The sequence below is a fragment of the Shouchella shacheensis genome, from assembly GCF_001484965.1.
GTDB classification, from domain to species: domain Bacteria; phylum Bacillota; class Bacilli; order Bacillales; family Bacillaceae_D; genus Shouchella; species Shouchella shacheensis.
Genome location: NZ_LLYY01000083.1, coordinates 1 through 618, shown reverse-complemented (window position 1 = coordinate 618; position 618 = coordinate 1). Strand labels below are relative to the sequence as shown.

Genomic DNA, 618 nt, shown 5'->3' with positions numbered 1-618 from the left:
TAAAGAATTTCTTTATTTCTTCTTATTTTTCTCACCGGTAAACGGATCATAATCTTCGAACAATGATAACTGGTCTCCTCTATGGTCTTCTATTAGCTGATCCCTAATGTATTCTTGTATTTTCTTTTTATTTCTGCCCACTGTATCAACGTAGAAACCTCGACACCAGAACTTCCTGTTCCCATATCGATACTTCAAATTGGCATGTCGATCAAATATCATGAGACTACTTTTCCCTTTTAAGTAACCCATGAATTGAGATACGCTTAACTTGGGTGGAATACTGACTAACATATGGATGTGATCTGGACAGGCGTTTGCTTCGTGAATGATAACGTCTTTTCTTTCACATAAGTCTCTTATAATTTTTCCGATACTTTGTTTATACTTTCCATAGATAATCTGTCTTCTGTACTTTGGTGCAAAGACTACATGATACTTACAATTCCATGTTGTGTGTGCTAAACTGTTCATGTCCTTCACAGGGCAACCTCCTTCTATGATGGGATGTAGTGGTCGGGAAACCAGCTATATCTTATCATGAAGTGAGGTTTTTTAATACCACGCTTGAAGCTCTTTTGAACCCCCGGCATAGCCGGGGGTTTTCTAAACCATTAA

The 618-nt window shown here is 37.9% G+C and carries 1 protein-coding gene; it reads right to left on the bottom strand.

The window, feature by feature from the left end; genetic code table 11:
* Positions 1 to 12 precede the first annotated feature (12 nt).
* Entirely contained in the window at positions 13 to 474 is a 462-nt protein-coding gene (tnpA, locus tag AVZ68_RS19450; RefSeq protein WP_059106231.1) for an IS200/IS605 family transposase, read from the bottom strand.
* Between the last annotated feature and the right edge of the window lie 144 nt (positions 475 to 618).

Excerpts from the sequence above, each read along its gene's own strand:
- tnpA (WP_059106231.1), bottom strand. The coding sequence starts at position 474 with ATGAACAGTTTAGCACACACAACATGGAATTGTAAGTATCATGTAGTC.